The sequence below is a fragment of the Streptomyces sp. H27-H1 genome (genome assembly GCF_026627445.1).
GTDB lineage: Bacteria > Actinomycetota > Actinomycetes > Streptomycetales > Streptomycetaceae > Streptomyces.
On record NZ_JAPNLJ010000002.1, the window covers coordinates 130,649 to 156,788 of the forward strand.

At 70.7% G+C, this 26,140-nt stretch carries 26 protein-coding genes and 1 other annotated feature; of the genes, 15 read left to right on the top strand and 11 right to left on the bottom strand.

What is annotated here, in order from left to right:
- Positions 1-251: 251 nt before the first annotated feature.
- Entirely contained in the window at positions 252-1,373 is a 1,122-nt protein-coding gene (locus OTB20_RS02410; RefSeq protein ID WP_267814838.1) for a hypothetical protein, read from the bottom strand.
- Positions 1,374-1,861: 488 nt separating this feature from the next.
- On the opposite strand from OTB20_RS02410, the gene OTB20_RS02415 reads away from it, so the two are divergent.
- Together OTB20_RS02415 and OTB20_RS02420 are read left to right on the top strand one after the other, a co-directional pair.
- Positions 1,862-2,083 (top strand): hypothetical protein, encoded by a 222-nt coding sequence (locus OTB20_RS02415; RefSeq protein ID WP_267814839.1) that lies wholly within the window; start codon positions 1,862-1,864, stop codon positions 2,081-2,083.
- Between the two features lie 952 nt (positions 2,084-3,035).
- Positions 3,036-3,206 (top strand): hypothetical protein, encoded by a 171-nt coding sequence (locus OTB20_RS02420; protein ID WP_267814840.1) that lies wholly within the window; start codon positions 3,036-3,038, stop codon positions 3,204-3,206.
- Between the two features lies 1 nt (position 3,207).
- Here the strand turns inward: OTB20_RS02420 and OTB20_RS02425 are convergent.
- Positions 3,208-4,442, bottom strand: a protein-coding gene (locus OTB20_RS02425) for an IS3 family transposase (protein WP_267814841.1) whose coding sequence is annotated in 2 segments (ribosomal slippage) — positions 3,208-4,163 and positions 4,163-4,442 — 1,236 coding nt in all. Because the reading frame shifts where the segments join, the coding sequence is not laid out codon by codon here.
- Positions 4,036-4,164 (bottom strand) — a sequence feature (AL1L pseudoknot). (Overlaps the previous gene by 129 nt.)
- A gap of 24 nt (positions 4,443-4,466) precedes the next feature.
- On the opposite strand from OTB20_RS02425, the gene OTB20_RS02430 reads away from it, so the two are divergent.
- The 4 genes from OTB20_RS02430 to OTB20_RS02445 all read left to right on the top strand — a co-directional run bounded on the left by OTB20_RS02430 (position 4,467) and on the right by OTB20_RS02445 (position 6,602).
- Positions 4,467-4,874: a hypothetical protein gene (locus OTB20_RS02430; protein WP_267814842.1), complete on the top strand. Its 408-nt coding sequence runs from the start codon at positions 4,467-4,469 to the stop codon at positions 4,872-4,874.
- A 64-nt stretch (positions 4,875-4,938) separates the two neighbouring features.
- Positions 4,939-5,562, top strand: a complete 624-nt coding sequence (locus OTB20_RS02435; protein WP_267814843.1) for a hypothetical protein — start codon at positions 4,939-4,941, stop codon at positions 5,560-5,562.
- A gap of 67 nt (positions 5,563-5,629) precedes the next feature.
- Positions 5,630-6,178 (top strand): hypothetical protein, encoded by a 549-nt coding sequence (locus tag OTB20_RS02440; protein ID WP_267814844.1) that lies wholly within the window; start codon positions 5,630-5,632, stop codon positions 6,176-6,178.
- Positions 6,168-6,602: a hypothetical protein gene (locus OTB20_RS02445; protein ID WP_267814845.1), complete on the top strand. Its 435-nt coding sequence runs from the start codon at positions 6,168-6,170 to the stop codon at positions 6,600-6,602. Before OTB20_RS02440 ends, OTB20_RS02445 begins: the two co-directional genes overlap by 11 nt.
- Before the next feature lie 499 nt (positions 6,603-7,101).
- Here the strand turns inward: OTB20_RS02445 and OTB20_RS02450 are convergent, their stop codons facing one another.
- Positions 7,102-8,217 (bottom strand): NADAR family protein, encoded by a 1,116-nt coding sequence (locus tag OTB20_RS02450; RefSeq protein WP_267814847.1) that lies wholly within the window; start codon positions 8,215-8,217, stop codon positions 7,102-7,104.
- A 105-nt stretch (positions 8,218-8,322) separates the two neighbouring features.
- Here OTB20_RS02450 and OTB20_RS02455 point away from each other — a divergent pair, with 105 nt between their 5' ends.
- The 6 genes from OTB20_RS02455 to OTB20_RS02480 all read left to right on the top strand — a co-directional run bounded on the left by OTB20_RS02455 (position 8,323) and on the right by OTB20_RS02480 (position 15,091).
- The gene (locus OTB20_RS02455; protein WP_267814848.1) at positions 8,323-8,826 is read left to right on the top strand and encodes a hypothetical protein; all 504 of its coding nucleotides are present in this window, start codon (positions 8,323-8,325) and stop codon (positions 8,824-8,826) included.
- Positions 8,827-8,916: 90 nt separating this feature from the next.
- Complete coding sequence (locus OTB20_RS02460; RefSeq protein WP_267815083.1) at positions 8,917-10,428, top strand: ABC transporter substrate-binding protein; 1,512 nt, start codon at positions 8,917-8,919, stop codon at positions 10,426-10,428.
- A 56-nt stretch (positions 10,429-10,484) separates the two neighbouring features.
- Positions 10,485-12,155, top strand: a complete 1,671-nt coding sequence (locus tag OTB20_RS02465; RefSeq protein WP_267815084.1) for an ABC transporter permease subunit — start codon at positions 10,485-10,487, stop codon at positions 12,153-12,155.
- Between the two features lie 13 nt (positions 12,156-12,168).
- A complete protein-coding gene (locus tag OTB20_RS02470) occupies positions 12,169-13,119 on the top strand; it encodes an ABC transporter ATP-binding protein (RefSeq protein ID WP_267814849.1) in 951 nt (316 codons plus the stop codon).
- On the top strand, positions 13,116-13,790 hold the full coding sequence (locus OTB20_RS02475) for an ATP-binding cassette domain-containing protein (protein WP_267814850.1): 675 nt from the start codon (positions 13,116-13,118) through the stop codon (positions 13,788-13,790). The genes OTB20_RS02470 and OTB20_RS02475 overlap by 4 nt, the downstream gene beginning before the upstream one ends.
- A complete protein-coding gene (locus OTB20_RS02480; protein WP_420716315.1) occupies positions 13,745-15,091 on the top strand; it encodes an MDR family MFS transporter in 1,347 nt (448 codons plus the stop codon). The genes OTB20_RS02475 and OTB20_RS02480 overlap by 46 nt, the downstream gene beginning before the upstream one ends.
- Here the strand turns inward: OTB20_RS02480 and argH are convergent.
- The gene (gene argH, locus OTB20_RS02485; protein WP_267814852.1) at positions 15,054-16,487 is read right to left on the bottom strand and encodes an argininosuccinate lyase; all 1,434 of its coding nucleotides are present in this window, start codon (positions 16,485-16,487) and stop codon (positions 15,054-15,056) included. The genes OTB20_RS02480 and argH overlap by 38 nt on opposite strands.
- Before the next feature lie 172 nt (positions 16,488-16,659).
- Complete coding sequence (locus OTB20_RS02490) at positions 16,660-17,853, bottom strand: argininosuccinate synthase (protein WP_267814853.1); 1,194 nt, start codon at positions 17,851-17,853, stop codon at positions 16,660-16,662.
- Between the two features lie 188 nt (positions 17,854-18,041).
- Here OTB20_RS02490 and OTB20_RS02495 point away from each other — a divergent pair, with 188 nt between their 5' ends.
- Genes OTB20_RS02495 through OTB20_RS02505 form a run of 3 tightly spaced genes read left to right on the top strand, consistent with a single transcriptional unit; the run spans position 18,042 to position 20,833 of the window.
- Positions 18,042-19,538, top strand: coding sequence for a HEAT repeat domain-containing protein (locus OTB20_RS02495; protein ID WP_267814854.1), 1,497 nt, complete (start codon positions 18,042-18,044; stop codon positions 19,536-19,538).
- 8 nt (positions 19,539-19,546) lie between these two features.
- Entirely contained in the window at positions 19,547-20,128 is a 582-nt protein-coding gene (locus OTB20_RS02500) for a pyridoxamine 5'-phosphate oxidase family protein (protein WP_267814855.1), read from the top strand.
- A gap of 3 nt (positions 20,129-20,131) precedes the next feature.
- Positions 20,132-20,833, top strand: a complete 702-nt coding sequence (locus OTB20_RS02505; protein WP_420716303.1) for a L,D-transpeptidase family protein — start codon at positions 20,132-20,134, stop codon at positions 20,831-20,833.
- An 8-nt stretch (positions 20,834-20,841) separates the two neighbouring features.
- On the opposite strand, the gene OTB20_RS02510 is transcribed toward OTB20_RS02505, so the two are convergent.
- The 6 genes from OTB20_RS02510 to OTB20_RS42370 are packed head-to-tail and all read right to left on the bottom strand — an operon-like array spanning position 20,842 to position 26,124.
- Positions 20,842-21,378 carry an arginine repressor gene (locus OTB20_RS02510; protein ID WP_267761227.1) on the bottom strand — a complete coding sequence of 179 codons (537 nt, stop codon included), beginning with the start codon at positions 21,376-21,378 and terminating at the stop codon, positions 20,842-20,844.
- Positions 21,379-21,400: 22 nt separating this feature from the next.
- Positions 21,401-22,645, bottom strand: a complete 1,245-nt coding sequence (locus OTB20_RS02515) for an acetylornithine transaminase (protein ID WP_267814856.1) — start codon at positions 22,643-22,645, stop codon at positions 21,401-21,403.
- On the bottom strand, positions 22,642-23,550 hold the full coding sequence (gene argB, locus OTB20_RS02520; RefSeq protein WP_267814857.1) for an acetylglutamate kinase: 909 nt from the start codon (positions 23,548-23,550) through the stop codon (positions 22,642-22,644). Before argB ends, OTB20_RS02515 begins: the two co-directional genes overlap by 4 nt.
- Positions 23,547-24,704 (bottom strand): bifunctional glutamate N-acetyltransferase/amino-acid acetyltransferase ArgJ, encoded by a 1,158-nt coding sequence (gene argJ / locus OTB20_RS02525; RefSeq protein WP_267814859.1) that lies wholly within the window; start codon positions 24,702-24,704, stop codon positions 23,547-23,549. The genes argB and argJ overlap by 4 nt, the downstream gene beginning before the upstream one ends.
- Entirely contained in the window at positions 24,701-25,729 is a 1,029-nt protein-coding gene (gene argC, locus OTB20_RS02530; protein ID WP_267814860.1) for an N-acetyl-gamma-glutamyl-phosphate reductase, read from the bottom strand. The genes argJ and argC overlap by 4 nt, the downstream gene beginning before the upstream one ends.
- Entirely contained in the window at positions 25,714-26,124 is a 411-nt protein-coding gene (locus OTB20_RS42370) for a hypothetical protein (protein ID WP_324290327.1), read from the bottom strand. The genes argC and OTB20_RS42370 overlap by 16 nt, the downstream gene beginning before the upstream one ends.
- Between the last annotated feature and the right edge of the window lie 16 nt (positions 26,125-26,140).

The following is a 26,140-nucleotide window of genomic DNA, read 5'->3' on the forward strand; positions in this document are numbered from 1 at the left end:
GCGCTTTGATCCTGTCTCTCTGTCTCACTGGCCAGCCCGACCACGCCCGCTACGCCCTGTCCGTGCCCGTGTCTCACTCCTGGCTGCGTAGGTGAGAAGCGGTTTTGGCTCAGGTTCCGTGGAGGGGCCACCTTGAGTTACGCATGGGTCAGTCTGTGGGCTGCCGTGTTCGCCAGGTCGTAGCTGGGCCGTACCGTCGGCCCGGCTCGACTCGGCAGAGGCAGCCCAGCCGACCACGACCGGGTCACGGGCTAGAAGAAGCCAGCCCGCATATGCGGCGTGAGGTTATCGAGGATCTCGCGCAGCCAAGGGCTGCGGACGGTCGGCAGCCGAACCAGGGTGTTCCGGAACGCCTCCGGATCGGCCCGGAACAGGTGACGCGGGCGCGGCGCGGGCGGATCAAAGTCGTCACGGAGGACGCCGTCGGGTAGGCCGCCCGACGCTGGGACGGGCAGGTCCGGCTCGGGGAAGGCCAGCCATAGCCATACCTCGAACGGCAGCGGCACCGGGTACGCCGCCGGGTCGGCCGGAGCCCAGACCTCCCCCGTCTGCGGATGGGACGGCACGAGGACGATATCGGCGTCCCCGCCGGGAGCCGACCGTCCCGGTCCGGCCAAGACGGCGCGCCGCGCCTGCGGACCCGCGGGCAGCATGGCATCGAGCGCGCGTTGGAACACCTCCCCGACCAAGCCGTCCGGGACGATCACGGGCCGGCCCTCCGAGGCCGCCAGCAGGTGGGCGAGCGCCCGGCCGGCCGCCGCCTCCCACTGCGGGCTCCACGTCCACAAGTGGTTCGACCAGTGGCCCGCCCCCATCCTCGACCCCCACGTGACGATCGGCTCGAACGGGGGCGTGCCCTTCCCTTCCGCCATCAGTTCCGCCCAGGAAAGCGGTGCGGCGTCAGCGCCGTCGACGGGAAGGCGGCGCACGGCGTTCGGGGCGAGCCATATCGCCTGCCAGAGCGAGCAGTCGTCGATCCGGCTCGCCACGGGCAGGGCACACTCCACGCAGGCCACGTTGGGGCCGTCGGCCCCATCAAGGCCGCAACAGTAGCCGCCTCCGCGATTCTCCGGGATCAGCACGGTGCCGCGGGCATCGCCGGGCGCGACGACGATCGCGCCAGGTGCACCGTCGGACAGGGCGTAGACCGGAGCGTAGACACCGCGGGCGGCCGCCTCGTCCGGATGGATCTCCTCCCACGGCCGCCACGGCGGCCCCCAGGGCTCTGAGTCCACGGCGAAAGTACCCGACTCCATGAGCACCGGGAGCTGAATTCCGTTCCCGTACTTCTGATGGGCGTGGACCGGCAGGACGACCTGGGACAGCGGAGCAGTCAGCTCAGCGCCACACCCCGCACACACGAAAACGAACAACTGCCCTCCGCCTGGGAAACAGAGGCATCATCGCAGCTCGGCAACAGCAGGCAAATCAGTTTCGGGCAGGGCCTGGAGGACGGTCGTCCGTCACACGGCGTGTCCATAGAAGTTGGACCAGAACCACTACCCACTGAACCACACGCTGGCAGGCCGCCAGCGAGTGAGCGTCCTCCGAGATCGCCGGTGATCGCCATGGCCGTGAACGGGAGTGCGTCCCGACCGAGGCCGGGGTAGTCCCACGTCCATCCAGGCAAGATGATCCGTCGGGGTGGCCACAGCCTCGGCAACACCTGGACCTACGAAGCGCAGACCTGCCGGAGACTCAAGCCGCTGGCAGCCTCCACGACCGCGCCCGCCAACGCCGGTGACAGCGGAACTGTCACTTCGAGACACCACTACGGTCGAACTGCATCAACAACCATCACATGGCTGCCAGTTTCGTAGATATCAGGCACATCTGAATGTGTCCCACATAGCGTGCAACGGTGATTCTCTTCTACTTCTCCAAAGCTGGTGGGGAGGATTGGGACCTCGCCTCGCCACCGCTCAACCGCGACGACATGCCGGTTCTCGTGGACGATGATCTCCGCTTCGAAGACGAGAACGGTCCCCGCCCGGCGACGTTCGTCAACCGCTGGCTGCGAGAGCTACCGATCAGCGGAGAGCCCCTGCCGCGAGCTCATGGAAGACCTACGCCCTACAACTGAAGCCTTGGGTCGAGTTCCTGTCCGCCCATGGCATCGCTCTGTTCTCCGACCGCCAGCGGCTGCGAGATGGCCTGTCCCTGTACTCCGAGCACCGCCTGTCCGGCCCGCTGGAGGTTCGGCTTGGCGCGTCCAGCTGGAACCTGGCGGTCAAGACCATCGCAGTGTTCTACCAGTGGGCCGTGAGCGAAGGACACTGTCAGCAGGTGCCGTTCTCCTACGCCATGGGTTCCTACCTGCGCCCTGACGGCGTACGAATGGAGACCGCCCGTAACCTCGCAACCGTACGGGGCGCCAGACGGCACGCCACCCGGAAGTACCTGGAGCGGCCGTACTCCGATCTGCTGCTCAACGCTCTCGCGGGCAACGGCCCGGACGGCGAACCCGATCACACGTTTCGGGGCCGCGAGACCGGCAGGAACGCTGCCGGCGGCTCGCTTGCCATCTCCACCGGCTTGCGGCTTCGAGAATGGCGGCTCCTCACGCCCTGGGAGATCCCGCCTCTCCCCCGCCAGCACACCGCCGTCCCCGTTCCGTTGTCGCTCGCGCCTCCGACCACCAAAGGCAGCAAGGGCCGACAGACCTGGGTGGAGTACGACGCCCTGGCCCGCGTCCACGACTACGCGACGCTGGAGCGGGCCGCCCACGTGGACGGCTCCCGATGGCACCCCGCCCACGCGCTCCACGTAGAAGACCCGACATACGAGGGCGCCTACCTCAACGGCACCTACCGTCGCTGGCACCTGCTCACCCCAACCGAACGACTCCGCCTCGTCGGCCCCGGCGGCGGGAGCGGCCTCCTCGCCGTCCAGTCCGACGGCTCACCGTTCCTGGACTGGGCGACCACCCTCCGTCGAACCTCCGTCCGCATCCGCGACCGGTGGGAACCCGCGTTTCCGCACGTCCACCCCCATATGACACGCCACACGATGGCCATGGCACCCTGGAAAGGCTGGTGCGCGGTTACTACCAGCAGGCCGCCCGCCTCGTCCTCGACACCGACGATGACAACGCCATGGCTCTCTACCTCACCAAGGCAGATCCCCTGCTGGTCCTGCGGGACCTCCTTGGCCATGCCAGCGTCGCCACCACCCAGGTGTCAAGCCCCGGGTTTCGTGGAGAGTGAGTTAGCTGGTTTTCTGGAGTGATGCAGGGGGTTCGGCCGCGTAGTGGGCGGCTTCGTGTTCGGCAGGGGTGATGTGGCCGAGTTCGCCGTGCAGGCGTCGCTGGTTGAACCAGTCGATGTACTCGGCAACGGCGATCTCGACGTCGTTGATGGACGTCCAAGGGCCCTTGTTGCGGATCAGCTCGGCCTTGAACAGGCTGTTGAACGCCTCGGCGAGGGCATTGTCGTACGAATCGCCCTTGGAACCGACCGAAGTCACGGCGGCCTCCTGTTCGAGGCGCTCGGTGTAGCGCAGAGCTCGATACTGGACTCCGCGGTCCGAGTGATGTGTGAGGCCGCTGAGGTCGGCGCCGGTGTGCCGGCGGCGGCAGATCGCCGTCTCCAGTGCGTCGAGGGCGAGGACGGTGTAGAGGCTGGTGGCGACCTGCCAGCCGACGACCGTGCGGGAGAAGACGTCGATGACGAAGGCGGCGTAGACCCAGCCGGAGAAGGTTCTGATGTAGGTGATGTCCGCGACCCACAGTTGGTTGGGGGCGGTGGCGGTGAACTGCCGCTCGACCAGGTCGGCGGGCCGGTCGGTCTCGGGTGCGGGGCGGGTGGTGCGCGGGCTCTTGGCCCGGATCACCCCGCGCAGTCCGGCCTGTCGCATGAGGCGTTCGACCGTGCAGCGGGCCACCGTGAAGCCCTCGCGCACCAGGGCGGCATGGATTTTGCGGGCTCCGTAGACGGCGTAGTTGGCGGTGTGGATGCGGCGTATCTCGTCGGTGAGTTCCTCGTCGCGTCGGCTGCGGGCCGACGGCGCGCGGGTGTGGGCGGCGTAGTACGTGCTCGGCGCGATCGGCGCGTCCGTCTCGGCGAGGACGTCGCAGATCGGCTGGACGCCGAACAGTTTCTTGTGCTGGTCGATGTAGGCGACCTTCATCGCAGTGGACGGTCCAGCTCCGCGGCGAAGAAAGCCGAGGCGGACTTCAGGATCGCGTTCGCCCGCCGCAGTTCCTTCACCTCACGTTCCAGTTCCGCGATCCGGGCAGCCTCGGCGCTGGTGGTCCCCGGCACGATGCCTTCGTCGGTCTCAGCCCGCTTGACCCATCCCCGCAGGGCCTCAGGATGCACGTCGAGCTGGTCGGCGATGCGCTTGATCGCGCCGGCTCGGCCGACCGGGTCCTTGCGGGCCTCGACCGCCAGACGCGTCGCGCGCTCGCGTAGTTCGTCGGGGTATTTACGGGGAGCAGCCATGATCGGCATCCTTCCGGGTCTTCGATGTCTCCATCAAACCCGGGGCGATTCATTTCGATCCAGCTGGGAACCTCCCCGGCCGTCCTACCCGAACCGCTCGCCGCGCTGGTTCTCGACCTGATCGCAACACGCCGCCCCTACACAGTGGTCGGACACGCCGACCAGACGCCCTGGCTGTTTCCAGGTCAACGCCCAGGCCAGCACGTCAGCGCCGACCGGCTCGGCCTACGGCTGATCGCCGTCGGAATCCAACCCGGCCAGGCCCGGTCCACGGCCCTGTTCGCCCTCGCCGAAGAAGTCCCGGCCGCAATCCTGGCCCGCATGCTCGGCATCCATATCACCGTCGCAGTCCAGTGGCAGAAGGCATCCGCCGGAGACTGGGCCGCCTACGCCGCAGACATCAGCCGCCGGACCCCACCGCTACCCGATTGAGTGTCCGTATCGGCAACTCGCAAGACACTGGCAGTGTCTGGCCGACACCCACCAGACTCACCCCATGGACGCAGGACTCGCAGGGCTCCTCGGTGGAGTCATCGGCGCCGCTGTCGGCGCACTCGGCGCTACGGCATCCGCATGGATCACCGGACGGAAGGCAGAACAACAGGCCAAGATCCAGTCTGAGTCACAGATGGGGCAAGCACGCCTCCAGATAGATGCTGAACGGACTCGTGCGCTCCGCGAATCACGCAAGAGCGCGTACGTGGCCTTTGCTGAAGGCTGGAACCTGGTACACGGAACGCTCACCGAAGCGGGTATCAAACTCGGAGGCATCACAGCGAGCGACCCTCCGGAAGAACGAGAAGAGCGCCGCCAAGCCGCCCGTCGCCTTTGGAATGAAGCACGTGCTCTGCACCGCCCGCTCGACCGACTGCTGAGTGTTGTCTACGTCGAAGGCCCCAGCCCGATGAGGGACGCAGCGATGGCGGCAACTGGCGCCTTGGCCCCACATTTCAGCGCAGTCATGGTCTGGCTGCACGCGGTAGATGGCGGAACGGAAACGACGCAACACGCATCAGAACGGGATAGAGCTGGCAGCAACGCTTACGGGAAACTTCTGGAGTTCCTCTATGCCGCCTCGGACGCCGTTACACCGGGCACTCGGGACCTCGTGGATCCATGAGCTTGGGGCATTCAGAGAGTTCCAATACCCGAGTGCACCATTAGCCCGACCGGGCGGCCACCAGGCCGTGTTCCTCGCCGAGGCCCGGGCCGAAGAGGATGTCGAACACACCCGGCTCACGGTAGCCGCCTACCACGACTACCAGCAGGGCATCCTGCCCTCCGGCCGAGGCGCACGCGACCTGGTCGCCGCTTTCCAGAGCGTGGATGTGTCCCTCGCCGGACACGACGCCGGCCCCGCCACCGTCGCTGACGACCGTCGCGTGGAGAAACTCCTCAAGACCAAGGCGAAGACCCTTCACATCGGTGTGGCGAACTACTGCTGGTTCACCGACCCCGCCAAGGCCCTGTGCCTCAACATGGCCGGCACTCCGAAGACCAGCGAGCCTCTGCTCGGAATGTGCGACTCCGCGCGCTGCCCCCAAGCCACCCATCACCCTCAGCACCGGCAAGCGTGGGCCGACCACGCCGAGAACACCCGAGCTGTGTTCCTCGGCGACCCCCGGCTGTCCGTGCCGGAGCGTCAACGTGCCCAGCAGGCCTACGAGCGATCCATGCGGATCGTGGAATCCATCGACGCCGCCGTCGCCAGTAGGGAGACTCCCAGTGCCCAATGACCGCCACGCCAACGCGGAGAGTCGTTTGAAGGCCGCCATGGATCAGCTCTTGGCCGGGGACATCCCCGAGGGCCTGCGATGCGACATCAAGTCGCTCAGCATCCTCGCCGCTGTCCCCCGGGCGACGCTGTACCGCACCTACCCCCACATCAAGGAAGAGTTCGAGAACCGGATGGGCAGGGCCCGAGGAGCCACCGGCGAGCCGGACCCCCGCCTCGCCCAGATCGACCGCCTCAAAGCCGAGGTATCCAGCTTGAAGGGGCGGCTCTCCCGAATGAAGGAGGAGGCGTCCGAGTTCAAAGCGCTGGCGCTGTCCCGGCTCGCCGAACAGCACGACGAAATCCAGCGCCTCCGCGCAGCCCTCCAAGACCGTGGGAACATCCGCCCACTCCCAGTGCGGTCCCGCATTACGACGGACCAGTAAGAACTCTGTGCTGGCGCCGCCTGTCACAGGCGGCCTGCGGAGCCTTCACCTTCCCTCAGAAGCCATTCCCTGACCGAAGGCGAACTGTCCAAGAGTCGGCTGACCCACATGCCTTCGTCTCGCGAAGTCACCCTCGGCAGCGGGGTGAAGTCGTCGGGAAGAATGTCCAGCAGGCTCATCACATGAGCTCCCGCGCACAGCGTGATCAACAGCTCGCACCGTAGCTGCCTCGGAATGTCTGGGCGATGGGGAGTGCTGTTCCAGAGGGCTGGCCATAGGTAGTGGGCACCATCGGGCGCCGCGTTCGCCATCACCCACCCTGGGTCCAACCGCTGGTTGAGGCTGAGCTCACCCGCCCGCTCCTCCAGCCTGAGCAGTGAGGCCGTATCGATGACCTTCACCTCACGAGGCACCGGTGGATTTGAGTTCATAGCCCCATGCTGCCCGACAACTCCCTATGCCGAAAAGCCGACCCCAGCGAGGAGCGAGGCGCCATCCGTTACATGATTCCGGCACGCTTCGCGTGTAGTTCGGAGCGAACGAGTTCGAGTTGACGGCCGATCCAGTTGCGGCCGCGGCCGGCGTTGTCGCCCCAGAAGGTGGAATCGGCATCGTCGTAAATGAGCGTGGCGTCGTCTGTTGCGAGAAGGATCTCTGCCAGGTCTGGGTGCTGGGCGTACTTGGCGCGCAAGAGTGTGATCATGATGGCGCTGCGGGCGTGTTCCCAACCCTCGCGCTGAGTGGCGTCGGCCGCCAGCTTGCGGGCGGCGTATGCGGTATCCGCCACTGCAATGGCGGATTGCGCCGTGGAATCAGCGACTGACAAAGCCCAATAAGCATGTGCGACGGACGAGTAGGTGATGCCGTTGATGTCGATGGGCGCGGGGTAGTCGCTGCGCAGAGCCACCTTGCCGGGGTCCTCGACACGCTGCCGCGGGTACGAGTGGTACAGGTGGATCGCCGGTGCGTGCGGCGTCGTCGGTCCGTCCGCAGGAATCCGGGAGGGCCGTTCGGCGATCAGCCTGGCGCGCTCCTCGAAGTAGGAGACAGCCTCGTCGTACACCTCCTGGGAGACGGGCTCGTCGGACCAGCGCTCCGTCACGTCCCCCGGCCCGGCCACCAGCACTTGGAGCGGCCAGTCCTTACGGTCCATGTCGCCGAGCGCATAGTGGCGCTGGGTCTCGGGGATGGCCAGGTAGGCGGCGAGGGTGGCGGCTCGGTTCTCCTCGGTTCGGTCGGCGAGAAACACGTCGACGGCGGCCAGGCACCGGGCGGTCGAATCGGGGCGACCGTTCAACTCGTCGACGGTGTCCCGCACCTCGGCGAGCAGCAGCTCTGGGGTGAGCCACGTACGCGGCTCACCGAAGCGCCACGAGGCCAGGCCGTGGGCCGACGCCTCAGCGCCCTCCGGGAGGTCGGTGGCCACCCAGCCGCAGCGTAGCTTCTGCTCGAACTCATCGATGGTGACCAGGCCCCAACAGTCGATGAGCCCGTCGGCGTAGATGACCAGGTCCGTCAGGAAGAACGTCCCACCGTTGCAAATGAAGGCGTGACGCCAGGTTCCGGGTATACGGACGCCGTCCGCCTTGCGGTATGTGATCCGGTTGCCGATCATCCGGCCATTTTGCCGGGTCCGACCACGCGCCTCCATCCCCTGTGTTGGACACTCATCCGTCGCGAGACGGGAGGTCCCCCCAGAGTCCGCGAAGCTCGGCGGGACATGTCTCATGCCCGCATAAGCCCGCTGAACCCCTACGCGGCCAAGCCCCAGCGGCGCCCCGAGGGGTACCGCACCCACCGAATGCGCCCGACGGGCTGGACGGGGGCGGAGAGCCCGAAGCCCCTGCGGGTCTGGCTGAATCCGGACCACGGGGCCGAGCTGCTCGCGCTCGCCGACTACTACGAGCTCGTCTGGGCCACGACATGGAAGGACGAGGCCAACGACTGGATAGGCCCCCACCTGGGCCTGCCGCGGCTTCCGTTCATCGACTGGCCGTCGATGCACGGCCGGGCGCCGCGCGGCACCTTCTGGAAGACGCAGTACGTCCTGGAGTACGCGGGAAGCAGGCCCTTCGCGTGGATCGACGACGACATCACGACCATGGACCACGCGTACGTCGACCAGCTGCACGCGGCACGGGCGCTGCTGATGCGGATCGACGAGCGCATCGGCCTCCTCCCCGCGGACTTCGAGACGCTGGCGCGGTGGGCCGCGCAGGGCTAGACCCGGGCGCCCTTTTGAACATGATTGTCATTATGCTAACGTCCGGGTCACCACCGCACCTCACCTCCCGCTTGGGGACCCCCGTTGCACCTGCCCGAAAGTTCCCTCATATTCCGCCGCGGACCCCTGCCCGCGATCGCCTTGGGCTCCTCCCTCGTGCTCACCGGCTGTTTCGTGGACGGCGGCTCGAGCGCCGGCAGCTCCGGCGGCTCCGGCGACGGCCGGATCCGCGTCGCGATGATGATGCCGCCGCGCTCCGCGCTGTCGCCCCTCTCGGACGATGCCTTCAAGCTGTCGCGCTGGTCCACCGCCGAAACGCTGGTCAAGCTCGATGCGGACGGCAATGCCCGGCCCGCGCTCGCCACCGCGTGGAAGCAGTCCGCGAAAACGTGGACCTTCACGGTCCGCGAGGGCGTGACCTTCCACGACGGGACCGGCCTCACCGCCGAGTCGGTCGTGAAGTCACTGACCGCCGCCGCGAGCGCCATGCCGAAGCCCCGCATCCTCGACGGCGTGGACCTCTCCGTGAAGGCCCTCGGCGCGCACACCGTCGCCGTCACCACCGCCGTCGAGGACCCCCTGGTCCCGCAGCGCCTCAGCTCGCCGCAGCTGTCGATCCTGGCCGCCAAGGCCTACCAGGGCCAGACGGTGAACCCGGTCGGCACCGGGACCGGTCCGTTCGAGCTCGTCAAGGCGGGCGGCACGGCCACGGCGACGCTCAACCGCTACGACGGCCACTGGGGCGGCAAGGCCAAGGCGGCCGGCATCGACGTGAAGTACGTGCCCGACGGCACCGCCCGGGCGGCCGCGATGCGCAGCGGCGAGGCCGACATCGTTGAGGCGGTACCCGTCTCGCAGGCCAAGCTGCTCGACCAGAAGCTGATCACCCAGGTGCCGATGCCTCGTACGAACACCCTTTACCTCAACACCGCGAGCGGCCCCTTCAAGGACGCGGGGCTTCGCGCGGCGGCGCGCGGGGCCATCGACGCCGGCAAGATCATAGGGAGCGTCTACGAGGGACGGGCCGACGTCGCCCATGGCCTCCTCGGGCCGGCCCTGCCGTGGGCCTCGAAGCTGCGCGGGCCCCTTCAGCGCGTACCGGCCGGCAATCCGGGCGGTGCCGAGATCACGATCGGCACGTTCACCGACCGGGCCGAACTGCCCGAGGTCGCGCAGATCCTCCAGCAGCAGCTCCAGGCCGCCGGATTCAAGGTCAAGCTCGACGTGCGCGAGTACTCCCACATCGAAGCGGACGCCCTGGCCGGGAAGTTCGACGCGTTCGTCCTGTCCCGGGCCACCGTCCTGGACTCCGGTGACGCGGCGGCGTACCTCTACAGCGACTTCGCGAGCGAGGGCTCCTTCAACATCGCCCAACTCGCCGATCCCGCCGTCGACGCGAAGCTGACCGCCGCCTCACTGGGGGCGGTGGGCAACGCGCGGCGCACGGCGATCATCGCCGCCGAGGCGGCCGTACTGGCCACGGACGCGGCGGTGCCGATGCTGCACGAGCGGGTCATCCAGGGGGATGCCGCGAACGTCAGCGGCGCCGCGCACGACCCGCGCGAGCGCGAACTCGTCACGCTCGACACGTACGTCAAGTGAGAGCGGGACTGGCGCGGGCGGTCGCACTGGCCGCCGTGCTGAGCGCCGTCGGGCTGATGCCGTGGCTGTCCGGCACGGACCCGGCGCTCAGCCTGCTCCGCGCGAGGTCCGCCGAGCAGGAACCGACGACAGAGGCCCTGGGAGCCATCCGCGCGGACCTCGGGCTCGACGCGGGACCGCTCGGTCTGCTCGGGCAGTGGGCGGCCGGGCTGGTCCGGGGGGACCTGGGGACGTCCTGGGTGTCCGGCACGGACGTCCTGCCTTCGGTGACCGCCGGACTGCGGGTGTCGCTGGCGCTGATGGCCGCCGCGCTGCTGATCGCACTGCTGGTGGGGTCGGCACTGGCCGCTCCCACCCTGATCCGCCAGCGCGGCACTTCGGGAGCGGCGGCCGCGATGGTCGCCGCCCTCCCCGAATTCCTGCTCTCCACACTCCTGTTGATCGGGGTCGGCGTGTGGCTGGGCTGGCTGCCCACCTCGGGCTGGACCGGCCCGGCCCACCTCGTGCTGCCCGCGCTCGCCCTCGGGATTCCCGCGGGCGGCCTCCTCGGCCGGCTGGTCGCCGACGCGCTGCCCGCCGTCATGGAGGAGCGCTGGGTCGAGCTCTGGCGCGGCGCGGGTGTCGGTCGGGGCCGGATCGCGGCTGCCGCGCTGCGGCGCGTTCTGCCGCCGCTGGTTCCCCAGTTCGGGATGGTCTCGGTCGGTCTGACCGGGGGCGCGGTCGCCGTCGAGACGGTCTTCGCGATCCCCGGACTCGGCCGGACCGCGCTCGGCGCGGCCAAATCGCAGGACCTGCCGCTGCTCCAGGGCTCGGTCCTCGCCCTGCTCGCGCTGGGCCTCGTGGTGGGCGCCCTGTCGGCCGTGCTGCGCCGACGCCTGCTCGGTCCCGCGCTGCGCGACGCGGCCCTCACGCTGCCCGCCGCGCATCCCGTGCGCGTCCCCCCGGCCGTCCCGGTCGCCCTGGCCGCGGTCCTCGTCGGGGTCATCGGCTGGGGCCTGCTGCGGGATCCGTACGCCATCGACACCGCCGCCCGGCTCACCGCGCCCTCCCCGGGGCACCCGCTCGGCACCGACGCGCTGGGCCGCGACGTGCTGGCCCGGCTGGGGCACGGGGCCGCCTCCACGGTCGGCACGGCCGCCGCCGTGTGCCTGCTCAGCTACGTGGTCGGCCTCGCCCTGGGATTCCTGCCGAACGTCGCCGCCGGGCTGTCCGACATCGCCAATGCCCTGCCCCCGGTGATCGCCGGCATTCTGGTGGCCGCCGCGACGGGGCCGGGCGCCGGTGGCGCGGCCCTCGCCGTGGCGCTGATCTTCTGGCCTCCACTGGCCGCGCACGCTGCCGCGCTCGCCCAGGAGGTCCGGGCCTCCGGCTTCCTGCCGGCCCAGCGGGCGATCGGCGCCGGCCCGCTCTGGATCCTGACCCGGCACGTGCTGCCGTCGGTGGCGGGGCCGGTGGCCCGCCACGCGGTCCTGCGTCTGCCCAGCATCGCACTCGCCCTGGCCTCGCTCGGCTTCCTCGGGCTCGGCGCCCAGCCCCCGTCGCCCGAGTGGGGTCTGCTGCTCGACGAATCCGCCGACTACGTCGAGCGGGCACCGTCCGCCGCACTGGCCCCCGCCGTCGCCCTCGCCCTGCTCGCCGCCCTCGCCGTGTCCCTGTCGGCGCGCGGGGACGGCCGCACCACCGGACCCGTACACGAACGAAAGAAGGTGTCTCCCATTGCGGTCTGATCCGCTCCTCTCCGTGCGTGATCTGCGCGTCGGCTTCGGCGGCGTCGAAGCCGTCCGCGGCCTCTCCTTCGACGTACAGGCCGGGGAAGTGCTGGCCCTGGTCGGCGAGTCGGGGGCGGGGAAGTCACTGACCGCCCGGGCCCTGCTCGGCATGGCCCCGCGCGGCGGGGCCGTATCCGGCGACGTACTGCTGCACGGGCAGCCGGTAACCCCGGCGCACCGGGGCCGGCACATCGCGTACGTCCCCCAGGACGCCCTGTCCGCCCTCTCCCCCGTGCACCCGGTCGGCGACCAGATCGCCCTGGCCGTACGCTCCGTACAGGGGCTGTCGAAGAGCGAGGCGCGCGCGCGGGCCGAGGCCGCCCTGGAACAGGTGGGCGTCCCGGCCACCAGGTCCACCGCCCATCCGCACGAGCTCTCCGGCGGCATGCGCCAGCGCGCCGTGATCGCCATGGCCACGGTCAACGCGCCGGAGCTGGTCGTCGCCGACGAGCCGACCACCGCCCTCGACCCCGAGACCCAGGACCAGGTCCTGGGCGTCCTCGCGGAGCGGTGCGCGGCGACCGGCGCAGCCCTCGTCCTCGTCACCCACGACCTCGGTGTGGTGCGGGCGCACGCCGACCGGATGGCCGTCATGTACGCGGGACTGCTGGCCGAGCAAGGGCCGGTGGAGCAGGTCCTGGAGCGCCCCCTGGCCCCGTACACCGCGGCCCTGCTCGCCTGTCTCCCCTCCGGTGAGCAGCGGCGCAAGACCCGGTTGCCCGTCATCCCCGGCCGGCCTCCCGCGCCCGGCGCCCTGCCGGCGGGCTGTGCCTTCGCCCCGCGCTGCGCGCACGCGACCACTCGCTGCCGTACCGAACGGCCCGAGCCGCGGGGCCCGGACGGCCCGGGCCGCGCGCCTGGGTTCCATGGCCCGGGCGGGCGCGAGGTCGCATGCCATCTCGACCTGCTGGAGACCGTATGAGCCCGCTGATCGATGTCCGTGACCTCGTCGTGCGGTACGGATCGGCCACCGTCGTCGACGGGGTGTCCTTCGACGTGCGCGCCGGGGAGACGGTGGGCCTGACCGGCCCTTCGGGATGCGGCAAATCGTCGACCGCCACCGCCGTCCTGCAGCTGCGCCGCCCGCACAGTGGCCAAGTCCACTTCGGCGGGCACGACTTGACAACGCTGAGCGAAAGGGAGCTGCGCCCCGTCCGGCCCCGGCTGCAGCCCGTGTTCCAGGACCCGTACGGCTCGCTCAGCCCGCGCCGGCGCATCCGCGACCAGATCGCCGAGCCGCTGCGCGTCCAGGGCCGCTGGTCCGCCGCCACCGGACCGGACCGGGTCGCCGAACTCCTCGACCTGGTCGGCCTCGACACCTCCCACGGCGAGCGACGTCCCCACGAGCTCTCCGGCGGCCAGTGCCAGCGCGCCGGAATCGCCCGCGCCCTGGCGAGCACCCCGCAACTCCTCGTCCTCGACGAGCCCGTGTCCGCCCTCGACCCTTCCCTGCGCGCCGGAATCCTGAACCTTCTCCTCGACCTCCAGGAACGACTCGACCTCGGCTACCTCTTCATCTGCCATGACATGGCCGTGGTACGGCATTTCTGCGACCGCGTCCTGTCCATGCGTCGGGGACGGCTCGTCACGTGAGCGGGACCAGCCCGCTCGCCCGGCTGCTGATCGCCAGCCAGTTCGCCTTCAACGTCGGCTTCTTCGCCGTACTCCCCTACCTCGCGGAGCACTTGAGCGGCGCGCTGGGCCTGGGAGGCGCTCTCGTCGGGCTGATCCTGGGGCTGCGCACCTTCAGCCAGCAGGGGCTTTTCGTGATCGGCGGCGCGCTCACCGACCGGTACGGGCCACGCCCCGTCGTCCTCGCCGGGTGCGGACTGCGAGCGGCGGGCTTCGCCTGGCTCGGTTTCGCCGAATCCACGGGGACGGTGATCGGGTCCGTGGTCCTGGTCGGATTCGCGGCAGCCCTGTTCTCGCCGGCCGTCGAGACGGAGCTCGCACGGGAGGCCGTACGGATCGAGGAGGCCGGCGCCGCACACGGCGGGAAGGGAGAGGGCCCCAGCCGTACGCGTGTCCTCGCACGGTTCTCGGCCGGGGGCCAGGCGGGCACGCTGATCGGCCCGGTCGTCGGGGCCTTGCTGCTGTACGCGACGCCGGGCGGGAACGCCGACGGGCACTTCCGCGCCGCGTGCCTGGCCGGCGCGGCGGTCTTCGTCGCCGTCCTGGCCGGACACTGGCGCCTCATGCCGCGCACGTCGCCGTCCGCGACGTCCGCGGTGCCCCCCGAGCGTTTGACCCTGCGCCGCGTGATGCGCAACCGCCGCTTCCTGGGACTCGCGGTGGCCTACTCCGCCTACCTCCTCGCGTACAACCAGCTCTACCTGGCCGTCCCCGCCGAACTCGACCGGGCGACCGGTTCACAGGCTGCCCTCGGCTGGCTCTTCGCCCTCTCCTCCGCGATGGTCGTGGCGGGCCAGGTCCCGCTGGACCGGTGGACGTCCGGCCGCCTGAGCTGGCCCGCGTCGATCCGCGCCGGCCTGGGGCTGATCGCGGCGGCATTCGCCATGACCGGCATCCTGCTGCCGGTGGGCGGCCCCTGGCCGGCCCTCGCCTTCGTGGTGCTGCTCACGCTCGGTCAGATGCTGGTCGTCCCCGCGGCGCGCGCCTGCGTGCCCGAGCTGGTCGACGCGCGGCGCCTCGGCCTCTTCACCGGTGCGCTCTCCTCGATCGCCGGTCTGACCGTCCTCGTGGGCGGCGCCCCCGTGGGTGCGCTCCTGGAGCTGGAGGGACCTGGCCCGTGGTGGGCCCTGAGCGTCATTCCGGCTCTGGGCCTGCTGGCGGTACCGCGCGTCGGTGAGGAACTCGCCCCAGGCACCCGTTCCTCACCGGCCGACGGACAAGGCCCTACTGGTGCTTGTGCGCCGCCCACGCGTGCTGGATGACCAGGTCGGCCTTGAGCTCCGTCAGCTGGATCGCGACCGCCGACGGGGCGGTGCCGCCGCGGCCGTCGCGGGAGGCCAGCGCGCCCTTGACGTTGAGGACCGTACGGACCTCCGGCGTCAGGTGCTCGGAGATCTTCGCGAACTGCTCGTCGGTGAGCTCGTCGAGCTCGATGCCGAGCCCCTCGCACTCCTTGACGCACCCGCCGGCCACCTCGTGCGCCACCCGGAACGGCACGCCCTGCTTGACCAGCCACTCCGCGATGTCGGTGGCGAGCGAGAAGCCCGCGGGGGCCAGCTCCTCCATCCGCTCCCGGTTGACCGTGAGGGTGGCCATCATCCCGGTGAAGGCGGGCAGCAGGACTTCCAGGGTGTCGCAGGAGTCGAAGACCGGCTCCTTGTCCTCCTGGAGGTCCCGGTTGTAGGCCAGGGGAAGGGCCTTCAGGGTGGCCAGCAGACCGGTCAGGTTGCCGATGAGGCGGCCCGACTTGCCGCGCGCCAGCTCCGCGATGTCCGGGTTCTTCTTCTGCGGCATGATCGACGACCCGGTGGAGAAGGCGTCGTGCAGGGTCACGAAGGAGAACTCCTTCGTGTTCCAGATGATGATCTCCTCCGCGATCCGGGACAGGTTGATCCCGATCATCGCGGTGACGAAGGCGAACTCGGCGACGAAGTCGCGCGAGGCCGTGCCGTCGATGGAGTTGCCGACGGAGCCGCGCTCGAAGCCCAGTTCGGCGGCGACCGCCTCCGGGTCCAGGCCGAGCGAGGAGCCCGCCAGGGCGCCCGAGCCGTACGGGGACACCGCGGTCCGGGTGTCCCACTGGCGCAGCCGCTCCGCGTCCCGGGACAGGGCCTGCACGTGGGCCAGTACGTGGTGGGCGAAGAGCACCGGCTGCGCGTGCTGCAGGTGGGTCCGGCCCGGCATGGCCACCTCGGCGTGCGCCTCGGCGAGGCCGACCAGCGCGTCCTGCAGGTCCGCGATCAGGCCGCCGACGATCCGGGCGTGGTCGCGCAGGTACATCCGGAAGAGGGTGGCGATCTGGTCGTTGCGCGACCGGCCGGCGCGCAGCTTGCCGCCGAGGTCGGCGCCGAGCCGCTCCAGCAGGCCCCGCTCCAGGGCGGTGTGGACGTCCTCGTCGGCGACGGTGCCGGTGAAGGAGCCGTTCGCCACGTCGGCTTCGAGCTGGTCCAGGCCCGCGATCATGCGCTCCAGCTCGTCCGCCGTGAGCAGACCCGCCTTGGCGAGCACCCGGGCGTGGGCGCGGGAGCCCGCGATGTCGTAGGGCGCGAGGACCCAGTCGAAGTGGACCGACGCGGACAGCTTCGCGAGGGCCTCGGCGGGACCGTCGGCGAACCGGGCGCCCCAGAGCCGGACGTCACCACCGTTGTTGCTGCTCACAGCTACTGCTCCTCAAGAACGTGCATGGCTTCGGATGTGCAACCGCCTCCCCGCCGCGGAGGTAACGGGGAGGTGGTTCGTACTGCGGGTACGGAGTTCGCGGATCAGGCGCTGCGGAGATCGCGAAGAGCGCGAAGGCCGCGGAGATTGCGGAGATTGCGGAGGTTGCGGATCAGGTGAGGTCGCGGCGGGCCGCGATCTTCGAGGAGAGACCGAAGATCTCGATGAACCCCTGGGCCTTCGACTGGTCGAAGGTGTCGCCGGAGTCGTAGGTCGCCAGGTTGAAGTCGTACAGCGACTCGTCGGACTTCCGGCCGGTGACCACGGCGCGGCCGCCGTGCAGCGTCATCCGGATGTCACCGGTGACGTGCTGGTTGGCCTCGTTGATGAAGCCGTCCAGGGCGCGCTTGAGCGGGGAGAACCACAGGCCGTCGTAGACCATCTCGCCCCAGCGCTGCTCGACCTGCCGCTTGTAGCGGGCGAGTTCGCGCTCGACGGTGACGTTCTCCAGCTCCTGGTGGGCGGTGATCAGCGCGATCGCGCCCGGCGCCTCGTACACCTCGCGGGACTTGATGCCCACGAGGCGGTCCTCGACGATGTCGATCCGGCCGATGCCCTGGGACCCGGCGCGCTCGTTGAGCTGCTGGATGGCCTGGAGCACGCTGACGGGCTTGCCGTCGATGGCGACCGGGACGCCCTCCTTGAAGGAGATGACGACCTCGTCGGCCTCGCACGGGAGGGCCGGGTCCGCGGTGTACTCGTAGATGTCCTCGATCGGCGCGTTCCAGATGTCCTCCAGGAAGCCCGTCTCGACGGCGCGCCCGAAGACGTTCTGGTCGATGGAGTACGGGGACTTCTTGGTGGTCGCGATCGGCAGGTCCGCCTTCTCGGCGAAGGCGATGGCCTTGTCCCGGGTCATCGCGTAGTCGCGGACCGGGGCGATGCAGCGGAGGTCGGGGCCGAGGGCGGCGATGCCGGCCTCGAAGCGGACCTGGTCGTTTCCCTTGCCGGTGCAGCCGTGGGCGACGGTCGTCGCGCCGTGCTTGCGGGCGGCGGCCACGAGGTGCTTGACGATGGCCGGGCGCGAGAGGGCGGACACCAGCGGATAGCGGTCCATGTAGAGGGCGTTCGCCTTGATCGCCGGCAGGCAGTACTCGTCGGCGAACTCGTCCCTGGCGTCGGCGACCTCGGCCTCGACCGCACCGCAGGCGAGCGCCCGCTTGCGGATGACGTCCAGGTCCTCGCCGCCCTGACCGACGTCCACCGCGACGGCGATGACCTCGGCGCCCGTCTCCTCGGCGATCCAGCCGATGGCGACGGAGGTGTCCAGGCCGCCTGAATAGGCGAGTACGACGCGCTCGGCCACGGGATTCTCCTTACAGGGTGCATCCGCCGTTACCTCAACAGCGATAGGCATAACTATGCACTGGTCCGTATGTTTCGTCAATCGAGCCCCGTGCTCAACCTCAGCCCCCAGGCCCTGACCAGCGCGAATATCCGGAGGCCCGATCGCGTCCGGCCACCTACCATCGGCTGACGACTTGGGGAGGGCGCATGGGAGCCGGTGTACGGCAGGACACGGAAACGGGGCGGGAAACCGCCGCGGCGCTGCTGGCCGGGGAGTGCGGACCGATCGGCGGCAGGCTCGTCCGGAGCGGGCCCGACGCCTGGACGGCCTTCGACGAGGCGGTGCGCCACCTGGCCCAGCTCTCGCCCGGGGGGGCCCGCGGCAACCCGCTCGAGTTGCGGCTCTGCCACCCCGACGGACGGGTCCGCGAAGCCGCCCTCGCCGCTTGGCGCAACCCGCCCCCGCAGCTCGTCCTGATCCGGTGCGCCGACTGGGTCCCGCAGGTGCGCGAGCGTGCCCGCCGGGTGCTCGGCCGCCTCGTGGCCAAGGACCCCGCCGGGTGGCTGACCCTGCTCACCCCGCTCGTCCTGCGGCTGGGCCGGCGCGAGCACGGCGCCTGGGCGCTGGAGCAGCTGGAGGCCGCCTTGAGCGGCCGGTACTCCCTCCTCGCCGCTTGGTGGCGCCCCGGGCGGCCCTCGACGACGTGGAGCCTGAACTCGCTGACCGCGGTCCAGCGCGAAGCCGTCCTGGACCGCCTGTGCCTGCGGGCCGATCCGCCGACCCGGCGGTTCGCCACCCGGCTGACCGTCGCCGCCGGGGAGATGGGCGTACGGGAGCTCGCGCTGCGGGCCGCGCGCGAACCGGATCCGGCCACGGCCCGGCTGTGGACCGACGCGGCGCTGCGGGTCATGGCTGCCGACGGGCCGGACGACACGGCGGTCGACGCCCTGCTGACCGGGCACCTCCCGATGGTCCGGGCCTCCGGGGTCACCGCCTTGCACGGGGCCGGGCGGGCCGATGAGGCCGCGCGGTACCTCACGGACCGCTCCGGACTCGTACGGGCCTGCGCGCGCCGGCTCGTCCCGCAGGGCGGCGGGGACCCGCGCGCGCTGTGCCACCGACTGGTCGAGGACCCGGCCCGGGTGACCCCGTACGCCGTGACCGGCTTCGCGGAGTGCGCCCACCGCGAGGACGCCCCGCTGCTGCGCGCGCTGCTGGACCACCCCGCCGGGGCGGTCCGGGCTGCCGCGGTGGCCGGGCTGCGGCTGCTGGACTCCTCGGACACCGACCTGCTGCGGCCCCTGTTGGACGACCCCTCGCCCGGGGTGGCCCGGGAGGCCTCCCTCAGCCTGCGTCCCTCGGCGGAGCGGCTGCCCGCCGACTGGCTGGCGGCCCGAACGGCGCCGGGGTGGCCGACCCACACCCGGCGGGCCGCTTACCGGCTGCTGCACGCCCGGGGCGGGGTGTACGGCCTGCGGGCTGCCGTGGAGCTGCTGGAGGACGAGGACCCGCACCTGCGCCGGATCGCCGCGCAGCACCTCCAGAGCATGTACTCCCCGAGCCGGCCTCCGGCCCTGCCGCTACGGGACCCCGAGGTCGGCGCCCTGCTGGACCGCTGCACAGGGCTGTTCAGCGACTGGGTGCTGGCATGGATGCGCTCACAACTCGGACTCCCCAGCCGGGGATCCACGACGAACGGATAATGATCGCCATGGGAAAGCTCTACGAACGCATAGACGGCCGCATGCGCGCCTTCATCGAAGAACAGCCGATCTTCTTCACCGCCACCGCCCCGCTGACGGGTGACGGACACGTCAACCTCTCCCCCAAGGGCCGCGCCGGGACGCTCGTCGTCATCGACGAGACGACCCTCGCCTACCTGGACTTCGGTGGCAGCGGCGCCGAGACCATCGCCCACGTCCGTGAGAACGGCCGCATCACGCTGATGTGGTGCGCTTTCAACGGTGCGCCGAACATCGTGCGCATCCACGGTGACGGCGAGGCGGTGTTCCGCGACGACCCGCGCTGGGACGGGCTGATCGAGCTGTTCGGGGACGCCGACGGGCCCTCGGCGCGCGCCGTCATCCTGGTCAGGGCCCGGCGGATCGCCACCGTGTGCGGTTTCGCCGTCCCGCTCATGGAGTACCAGGGCGAGCGCACGCTCCACGCGGAGTACTTCGGCCGCAAGACGGACGAGGAGTTCAACGAGTACTGCGAGAAGAAGGAGTTCATCGGGGTGAGCGTCGACGGCCTGCCTGCGCTGCCGCTGCCCCTTCCGCCCCGTACCGTCTGACATGTGCTGCGTACCGCGCTCCTCGCCGCCTCACTGATCGTCACCAGCCTGCTGCCCCAGGGCCGTCACGGTGGCCCGCCGCCGCTGCCCGCACGGCTCGCCGACACCGGCGGCGGCAGCCAGCTGATCACCGCCGTCGCCCCGGCCGCCGGCTCCACGACCGGCCTGCTGACCTGGTGGGACCGCCGGGCGGGGCACTGGTACGCGGCGGGCAGCGCGCCGGCCCGCTTCGGCGCGAACGGCCTGACCGAGGGCGCGACCCGGACCCAGGGCACGGACACCACCCCGGCCGGTCTGTACGCACTGCCCTACGCCTTCGGCATCGCCCACGCCCCGGCCGGAACGGCGTACCGCTACCGGCGGGTGACGCCCGCCTCCTGGTGGTGCCAGGACAATGCCTCGGGGAGCTACAACCGCTGGGTGGAGCCGCTGCCCGCCGACTGCGCGCCGGGCGAGGCGGAGCACCTGACCGCGTACGCGAAGCAGTACGCGCACGCGCTGGTCATCGCCTTCAACTACGACCGGCCGGTACGGGGCCGGGGCGCGGGCATCTTCCTGCACGTGAACGGCAAGGGCGCGACGGCCGGCTGCGTCTCGGTCCCCGAGGGTGCGATGCGCGAGGTGCTGCGCTGGGCGAACCCGCGCAGGAACCCGCACATCGCGATCGGCACGGAGTCCGGCGGACTCGCCGTCACCCGGTATTGACCTCGCGGTCAACTCTCCTTCTGGGCCAGCCTCAGCAGGTGGTCGGCGAGGGCCTGGCCGCCCGCCGGATCACGGCTGATGAGCATCAGGGTGTCGTCGCCCGCGATCGTGCCGAGGATGGCCTGGAGTTCGGCCTGGTCGATCGCGGAAGCGAGGAACTGGGCCGCACCCGGCGGGGTGCGCAGGACCACGAGGTTCGCGGAGGCCTCCGCCGAGATCAGCAGTTCGCCGGAGAGGCGCCGCATGCGCTCCTCCTTCGCCGACTCGCCGAGCGGGGCCTGCGGGGTGCGGAAGCCGCCCTCGCTGGGGACCGCGTAGATCAGCTCGCCGCCGGTGTTGCGGATCTTCACCGCGCCGAGCTCGTCGAGGTCCCGGCTGAGCGTCGCCTGGGTGACGCTCAGCCCGTCGTCGGCGAGCAGCTTGGCCAGCTGGCTCTGGGAACGGACCGGCTGCCGGTTGAGGATGTCCACGATCCGGCGGTGGCGGGCGGTGCGGGTCTGCGGAACGGACTGGCCGTTCGATTCGTGTTCCTGCGCCTGACTCATCGTCGTCCCATTCCCCGATTGGTCATACGGCCGAGTCCGCGTCGGACTTCGCTGCGTCGAGCACGCCGGGCAGGGCCCGCAGGAACGCGTCCACCTCGGCCTCGGTGAGTACGTACGGGGGCATGAGCCGTACGACGTCGGGGGCGGGCGCGTTGACCAGGAAGCCGGCGTCCTGAGCCGCGCGCTGCACCTGCGGTGCGAGCGGCTCGGTCAGCACGATACCCAGCAGAAGACCCGCCCCGCGGACATGGGAGACGAGCGGGTGTTCGGATCCTTCGATTCCGGAGCGCAGTCGCTCGCCACGCTCCTTGACCTGGTCGAGGAGCCCGTCGGCGGCGATCGTGTCGATGACGGCGAGGCCCGCCGCGCACGCGACCGGGTTGCCGCCGAAGGTGGTGCCGTGCTGGCCGGGCTGGAGCAGGTCGGCCACCGGTCCGAAGGCGACGACGGCGCCGATCGGCAGACCGCCGCCGAGACCCTTCGCGAGTGTGACGAGGTCGGGTTCGACTCCCTCGTGGGCCTGGTGCTCGAACCACTGGCCGCAGCGCCCGACACCGGTCTGCACCTCGTCGAGGACGAGCAGGGTTCCGGTGGCCCGGGTGATCTCGCGGGCGGCCGTCAGGTATCCGGCGGGGGGAACGACCACGCCGTTCTCGCCCTGGATCGGCTCGATGATCACGAGCGCGGTCTCTTCGGTGACGGCGGCCCGCAGGGCCTCCACATCGCCGTACGGAACGTGCGTGACGTCTCCGGGCAGGGGCAGGAACGGGTCCTGCTTCTTGGGCTGGCCGGTGAGCGCCAGGGCGCCCATGGTGCGGCCGTGGAAGCCGCCGTCCGCGGCGACCATACGGGTCCGCCCGGTCAGCCGGCCGACCTTGAAGGCGGCCTCGACGGCCTCGGCGCCTGAGTTGCAGAAGAAAACCTTGCCGGGGCGGCCGAAGAGCTGGAGCAGCCGCTCGCCGAGCGCGAGGACCGGCTCGGAGGCGTAGAGGTTGGAGACGTGGCCGAGCGTGGAGATCTGTCCGGTCACGGCCGTGACGATGGCGGGGTGGGCGTGTCCGAGGGCGTTGACCGCGATGCCGCCGACGAAGTCGGTGTACTGCTTGCCGTCCGCGTCCCAGACCTGGGCGCCCGCGCCGCGGACGAGGGCCAGCGCGGGGGTGCCGTAGTTGTTGGTCAGCGCGCCCTGCCAACGGGCGGCGTACTGCTCGTTGCCGGTCTGCTCGTTGCCGGTCTGCTGGTCGCCGGTCTGCTGGTCGCCGGTCATGCGGATGCCCCTCCCTGCGCGTCGGGCACGACCATCGTGCCGATTCCTTCGTCCGTGAAGATCTCCAGCAGGATCGAGTGCTGGACCCGCCCGTCGATCACGCGGGCGGTGGTCACCCCGTTGCGGACGGCGTGCAGGCAGCCCTCCATCTTCGGGACCATGCCGCTGGACAGCTCCGGCAGCAGCTTCTCCAGCTGGCTGACGGTGAGCCGGCTGATGACCTCGTCGCTGCTCGGCCAGTCCGCGTAGAGCCCCTCCACGTCGGTGAGGACCATCAGCGTCTCGGCGCCGAGCGCGGCGGCGAGCGCCGCGGCGGCCGTGTCGGCGTTCACGTTGTACACGTGGTGGTCGTCGGCGCTGCGCGCGATGGAGGAGATGACCGGGATGCGGCCGTCCGCCAGCAGCGCTTCGATCGCGCCGGTGTCGATCGCGGTGATCTCGCCGACCCGCCCGATGTCCACGCTCTCGCCGTCGATCTCGGGGGTGTGCTTGGTGGCGGTGATGGTGTGCGCGTCCTCGCCGGTCATGCCGACGGCGAGGGGCCCGTGCTGGTTGAGCAGCCCGACCAGCTCGCGCTGGACGTGACCGGCCAGGACCATGCGTACGACGTCCATGGCCTCGGGGGTCGTGACGCGCAGGCCCGCCTTGAACTCGCTGACCAGGCCCTGCTTGTCCAGCTGGGCGTTGATCTGCGGGCCGCCGCCGTGCACGACGACCGGCTTCAGGCCGGCCTGGCGCAGGAAGACCACGTCCTGCGCGAAGGCGGCCTTCAGGTCCTCGTCGATCATGGCGTTGCCGCCGAACTTGATGACGACGACCTTGCCGTTGTGCCGGGTCAGCCACGGCAGGGCCTCGATGAGGATCTCGGCCTTGGGCAGCGCGGTGTGCTTGCGTGCGGTGCTCATGACGAGTACGCGCTGTTCTCGTGGACGTACTCGGCCGTCAGGTCGTTGGCCCAGATCACCGCGGACTCGGAGCCGGTGGACAGGTCGGCGGTGATGCGGACCTCCCGGTCCTTCATGCTCACCAGGTCCCGGTCCGCGCCGACCGAGCCGTTCTTGCAGACCCAGACGTCGTTGATGGCGACGTTCAGCCGGTCCGGGTCGAAGGCGGCCTTCGTGGTGCCGATCGCGGACAGCACACGGCCCCAGTTCGGGTCCTCGCCGTGGATGGCGCACTTGAGCAGGTTGTTCCGGGCGATGGACCGGCCGACCTCGACCGCGTCCTCCTCGGTGGCCGCGCCGATGACCTCGATGCGGATGTCCTTGCTGGCGCCCTCGGCGTCGCCGATCAGCTGGCGGGCCAGGTCGTCGCAGACCGTGCGTACGGCTTCCGCGAACGCCTCGTACACCGGCACCTGACCGGACGCGCCCGAGGCGAGCAGCAGCACCGTGTCGTTGGTGGACATGCAGCCGTCGGAGTCGACCCGGTCGAAGGTGGTGCGGGTCGCGGCGCGCAGCGCCCGGTCGAGGGCGGCGCTGTCCACGTCGGCGTCGGTGGTGAGCACGACGAGCATGGTGGCCAGGCCCGGGGCGAGCATGCCCGCGCCCTTGGCCATGCCGCCGACGGTCCATCCCTCCTGGGAGACGGTGGCCGTCTTGTGCACGGTGTCGGTGGTCTTGATGGCGATGGCGGCGGCCTCACCGCCGTCGGCGGAGAGCGCGGCGACCGCGGTGTCGATGCCGGGCAGCAGCTTGTCCATGGGGAGCAGGAGGCCGATCAGGCCGGTGGACGCGACGGCGACCTCGCCGGCGTTGACCTCGCCGCCCAGGGCTTCGGCGACCTTCTCCGCGGTGGCGTGGGTGTCCTGGAATCCCTTGGGGCCGGTGCACGCGTTGGCGCCGCCGGAGTTGAGTACCACCGCGCTGACGGTGGCGCCCCGCAGGACCTGCTCCGACCAGTGCACGGGCGCGGCCTTGACCCGGTTGGAGGTGAAGACGCCCGCTGCGGCCAGGCGCGGCCCGTTGTTGACCACGAGGGCCAGGTCCGGGTTGCCGTTCGCCTTGATTCCGGCGGCGATGCCCGCCGCCGTGAACCCCTGTGCTGCCGTGACACTCACGGTGCGACTCCGATCGTGGAAAGACCCAGTGCCTCGGGAAGCCCGAGGGCGATGTTCATGCTCTGCACCGCGCCGCCGGCGGTGCCCTTGGTCAGGTTGTCGATGGCGGTGATCGCGATGATCCGCTGCGCGGCCTCGTCGTACGCGACCTGGATCTGAACGGCGTTGGACCCGTAGACGGACGCCGTCGCCGGCCACTGGCCCTCGGGCAACAGGTGCACGAAGGGCTCGTCCGCGTACGCCTTCTCGTACGCGGCGCGGACCGCGTCGGCCGTGGTCCCCGGCAGCGCCTTGGCGGTGCAGGTGGCCAGGATGCCGCGGGGCATCGGCGCCAGCGTGGGCGTGAAGGAGACGGAGACCCGCTGCCCGGCCAGGGGGCTGAGGTTTTGCACCATCTCGGGCGTGTGGCGGTGGCCGCCGCCGACCCCGTACGGGCTCATGGAGCCCATGACCTCGGAGCCCAGCAGGTTCGGCTTGAGGGCCTTGCCCGCGCCGGAGGTGCCGGAGGCGGCGACGATGACGGCCTCGGGCTCGGCGAGCTGCGCGGCGTAGGCCGGGAAGAGCGCGAGCGAGACGGCGGTCGGATAGCAGCCCGGGACGGCGATGCGCTTGGAGCCCGCCAGGGCCGCGCGGGCGCCCGGCAGCTCGGGGAGGCCGTAGGGCCAGGTCCCGGCGTGCGGGGCGCCGTAGAACTTGTCCCAGTCGGCGGAGTCCCGGAGCCGGTGGTCGGCGCCCATGTCGACGACGAGGACCTCTTCGCCGAGCTGCGCGGCCACGGCGGCGGACTGCCCGTGGGGCAGGGCCAGGAACACCACATCGTGCCCGGCGAGCACCTCGGGGGTGGTCGCCTCCAGAACACGTCCGGCGAGCGGCACCAGGTGCGGCTGGAGCGATCCGAGCCGTTGCCCCGCGTTGGAGTTCGCGGTCAGCGCGCCGATCTCCACCTCGGGGTGGGCCAGCAGCAGGCGCAGCACTTCCCCGCCCGCGTATCCACTCGCACCGGCCACCGCTACACGTACCACCATCGGACCCTCCTCCTCGATGGCATGACTATACGTACGACCGCACGTTTATGCAAAGCTCGGACCCTGGCGGCACTCCGGGCGTGGAGAGCTGACGCTCCAGTTTGCCCACAGGGCCGCGGCGTCCGCTTCCGCACCCGTCTCCCGGATCCCACCGATCCGGCCCCGCCGGCGGCCGCACCTACGCGCATCAGCTCGTAGGGCTCGATGGCGGGCCGGATCTCGCCCGCGGCGACGGCGGCGTCGAGGAGCTGTCCGGCTACAGGCATCAGCCGGTCGATGAAGGAGGTGTGCAGGGAGGCGTAGCCACTGCTGCCCGGCTGCACGGTGTCGGCGAGGCCGTGCTTGGTGACCAGGAAATCGACGAACAGGTCGATCCATTGGCGCAGCGCCGCCAGTCACGAAGACTTCCGC

Bases quoted from the DNA above. Each gene is read 5' to 3' on its own strand.
- OTB20_RS02430 (WP_267814842.1), top strand. From the start codon at position 4,467: ATGTCTCCATCAAACCCGGGGCGATTCATTTCGATCCAGCTGGGAACC.
- OTB20_RS02435 (WP_267814843.1), top strand. From the start codon at position 4,939: ATGGACGCAGGACTCGCAGGGCTCCTCGGTGGAGTCATCGGCGCCGCT.
- OTB20_RS02450 (WP_267814847.1), bottom strand. From the start codon at position 8,217: ATGATCGGCAACCGGATCACATACCGCAAGGCGGACGGCGTCCGTATA.
- OTB20_RS02455 (WP_267814848.1), top strand. From the start codon at position 8,323: ATGTCTCATGCCCGCATAAGCCCGCTGAACCCCTACGCGGCCAAGCCC.
- OTB20_RS02465 (WP_267815084.1), top strand. From the start codon at position 10,485: ATGCCGTGGCTGTCCGGCACGGACCCGGCGCTCAGCCTGCTCCGCGCG.
- OTB20_RS02475 (WP_267814850.1), top strand. From the start codon at position 13,116: ATGAGCCCGCTGATCGATGTCCGTGACCTCGTCGTGCGGTACGGATCG.
- OTB20_RS02495 (WP_267814854.1), top strand. From the start codon at position 18,042: ATGGGAGCCGGTGTACGGCAGGACACGGAAACGGGGCGGGAAACCGCC.
- OTB20_RS02500 (WP_267814855.1), top strand. From the start codon at position 19,547: ATGGGAAAGCTCTACGAACGCATAGACGGCCGCATGCGCGCCTTCATC.
- OTB20_RS02510 (WP_267761227.1), bottom strand. From the start codon at position 21,378: ATGAGTCAGGCGCAGGAACACGAATCGAACGGCCAGTCCGTTCCGCAG.
- OTB20_RS02515 (WP_267814856.1), bottom strand. From the start codon at position 22,645: ATGACCGGCGACCAGCAGACCGGCGACCAGCAGACCGGCAACGAGCAG.
- argB (WP_267814857.1), bottom strand. From the start codon at position 23,550: ATGAGCACCGCACGCAAGCACACCGCGCTGCCCAAGGCCGAGATCCTC.
- argC (WP_267814860.1), bottom strand. From the start codon at position 25,729: ATGGTGGTACGTGTAGCGGTGGCCGGTGCGAGTGGATACGCGGGCGGG.